The following is a 3,026-nucleotide window of genomic DNA, read 5'->3' as shown; positions in this document are numbered from 1 at the left end:
GGAAGTTAAGCTCTTCAGCGCCGATGGTATTTGGGCGGAAACGCCCTGAGAGCGTAGGACGTCGCCTGGCGATAGAAAAAATACCCGCATGTTCCTGTTAATGGAATGTGCGGGTATTTTTTGTCCAAAACACCAAAGCGCCAGAATACCCCCGGAAAGCGCCAGATTCCGCTGCCAAAGCGCCAGAATATCCCCGAAAAGCGCCAGAATCCACCCTCTAATTTCCGCTCATACAGGCACGAGTTAGGCACTTGCCACATAAAATAATGACACTCCGATTATTCCTGCAGCGATCAGCCGTATAGTTTCTATAAGAATAGGAAACACTAAAATGAAAATGATACGTGTAGGGGGAAATGACATGTTTTCGAACGGTTCAAGCACGGAAAATTGCGGCGTCTGTGAACAGAATAGCGAGATGGGATTCTATTTGCTTTCCATGTGGATCTGTCTCTCATGTGAACGAAAAATGGTAGAATTGAATGTCGAGGATCCGTCCTATACCTGGTACATTGAACGTTTGCGCGGAAGTAAAATGAACAATCGTATGCTCCTTCATTAAATAATTAGCTCCATCTGTTATAATGAAAGGAAAAAGGAACTGAAAAGATATGGACTGTCCGCTCTTTGAGCAGTTGTTCCAACATGATCAACGGGCGCCGATCTCGATGCACGTGCCCGGTCACAAAAACGGGAATCTATTATCTCCGCCTTATTCGACTTATTTTGAACAAATTATGCGTCTGGATCAAACGGAGTTGCCGGGGCTCGACGATTTGCATGATTCTTCGGGTGTGATTCTTGAAGCAGAGCGATTGGCGGCCCGGCAATATGGGTGTGCTCGTACGTTTTTTCTCGTTGGGGGTTCAACGCTCGGTAATTTGACGATGATACTTGCTTTTTTTCATAGAGGCGAGCAGGTGCTGGTGCAAAGGGATGTGCATCAGTCTGTGGTGCACGGCTTGGAAATGGCGGGTGTGGAAGCCATTTTTATCGCTCCGGAAATCGACCGGGGGTCAGGTTTAGCTACGGGGGTTTCAGAAGCAACCGTCGCTCAAGGGTTTGCATGTTATCCTGAGGCTCGGGGGCTATTGCTGTCTTCTCCGAGTTATTACGGATATGTCGGTGAACTCGAAGGGGCGATGGCTGTCGCTAAAAGAAATGGGGCCCATGTGCTCGTTGATGAAGCTCACGGTGCTCACCTTCATATCGATTCGGCGTTTCCGGTTTCAGCATTAGCCGCGGGTGCCGATGCCGTGGTGCAATCGGCGCACAAAACGTTACCCGCGCTGACGATGGGAGCTTTTTTGCATCTGCGTTCAAAGGCGGATGAATCGCGGTGTCGATATTGGTTGCAACGTTTACAGACGAGCAGCCCCTCTTACCCGGTCCTCGCTTCCCTCGATGTCGCCCGTGCCTATAACGCATCACTCAGCGGTGAATCTATCGCTGCACACTTGCAGGCTTTTCGGGGAAAGTTGGACGAATCTTATCCGGGGATGGTTGTGGAAAACGATGACCCCTTAAAACTGATTTTACGTGTACCGGACGGATGGAACGGCTCGGAATGGGAAGCACATTTACATACGAAAGGCATTTACCCGGAACTAAGCGACCGCCGTCATGTTTTGCTCGTCCTTCCCCTGCAACATCCGCGATACTGGGAAGGGGTGCTGCTTACGGCCCTGATCGCTTTATATGAAAAAGAACAGTTGGAAGACCGGCACGAAGTGGCGTTTCCTTCTTATCCCAGGATTGTGAGCCATTCTTTTCGTGAGGAGCATAGAGACACGGAACTTATCGCGATCAATGCAGCGGAAGGCAGAAAAATGGCAGAAGAAATCATCCCTTACCCGCCGGGCATTCCCCTGTGGATCGTGGGCGAGGCGATTGACGGGTCGCGTTTGCAGTTTCTGCAAGATTGGTTAGCGACAGGCAGACATGTGCAGGCATCATCACACATACATGAAGGGTATCTGCTCGTACAGAAAGAGGTCAATGTCAGTCAACTCCCCCCCAATTAAACCCTAACGGGTTTTGAAGTGGGGGCTTGTGACGACCCAATAGTGCGAGCGATCTTGCGATCTCCTATCTTAGCATGGTGTCACATCGGGGCAGGTTGACAGCTACCCAACCACCCGAATCATGTTCGGGCCGTTTCTTCAACGAGGTACTCTATTCCTTTTCGTTGAAGGTTCATCGCACCGATACGGTCATCATTCGATGTATATCGACACGTCTTACAGCAGAAAGTATGGGTCTTTTTATGGCGATTCGCTTTCTCTGTGTGCTCACATTTCGGACACGTTTGTGAGGTGTATGTCGGATCGATAGCAATCACTTTCGCTTGTGCTTTCAAGGCTTTATATTCAATCTTTTGCCTTAGGTCATAGAAGGACCACGACACCATTTGATAACGGCCTTTGACACGCACCTTTTCCGTTGCGGCTCGCACACCCGTTAAGTCCTCAACAACAAAAAGCGTATCTTGCCCGTACGTTTTAACGAGTGCCTTACTGATGCAGTGATTGACGTCCTGCATCCAACGGTTTTCTCGTTGTCCGATTTGTTTTAGTTTTCGGCGGGCAGAAGGCGTTTGCTTTTGTTGCAGTTCCTTTCGGAGTTGCTTGTATTTCGCACGTTTATGCTTGATAGGCCGACCGTTGAAAAAGGTGGTGTCACTATTTGAATCATAGGAGGTTGCGACAAAGTTAATCCCCATATCAACACCAACAACTTGATGGATATTTGCCAGATCAGCTTTTTCGTCCATTCGTGACCGTTGCTATGATTCGTCTTGTATTTGGCAATCACAGTTTTTAAAACAGACTGTGCCATTTGTGACTTCAAACCGAGATTGGAACGAAGATCCCGATACGTCATCTTGTGGAGATTTGCCTGTACGAGCAGCTTAGACTCAAAGATGACACCAGATACCACGTTGCAGGCTTCTCGATAGGCACGAACGGTTTTTGCTAGTAATTGTTCCTGTTCGTCCGTTGGATTGATTTTAATTTTCGCGGTCA

2 protein-coding genes, 1 rRNA gene and 1 pseudogene are annotated in these 3,026 nt (G+C 48.5%); 3 read left to right on the top strand and 1 reads right to left on the bottom strand.

All coding sequences use genetic code 11. From position 1 onward, the window contains the following. The 3 genes from rrf to BLS58_RS17050 all read left to right on the top strand — a co-directional run. Nucleotides 1–70 (top strand): 5S ribosomal RNA (rrf, locus tag BLS58_RS18480); the annotation flags it as partial. 291 nt (nt 71–361) lie between these two features. Further along, nucleotides 362–562, top strand: coding sequence for a sigma factor G inhibitor Gin (locus BLS58_RS17055; RefSeq protein ID WP_176764842.1), 201 nt, complete (start codon nt 362–364; stop codon nt 560–562). A 49-nt stretch (nt 563–611) separates the two neighbouring features. After that, nucleotides 612–2,024, top strand: coding sequence for an aminotransferase class I/II-fold pyridoxal phosphate-dependent enzyme (locus BLS58_RS17050; RefSeq protein ID WP_090400338.1), 1,413 nt, complete (start codon nt 612–614; stop codon nt 2,022–2,024). Between the two features lie 119 nt (nt 2,025–2,143). Here BLS58_RS17050 and BLS58_RS17045 read toward each other — a convergent pair. Next, nucleotides 2,144–3,026, bottom strand: a pseudogene (locus tag BLS58_RS17045) (RNA-guided endonuclease InsQ/TnpB family protein); the annotation flags it as partial.

The organism is Natribacillus halophilus (genome assembly GCF_900100185.1).
Lineage (GTDB): Bacteria > Bacillota > Bacilli > Bacillales > Marinococcaceae > Natribacillus > Natribacillus halophilus.
This window is presented reverse-complemented; position numbering and strand designations above follow the sequence as displayed.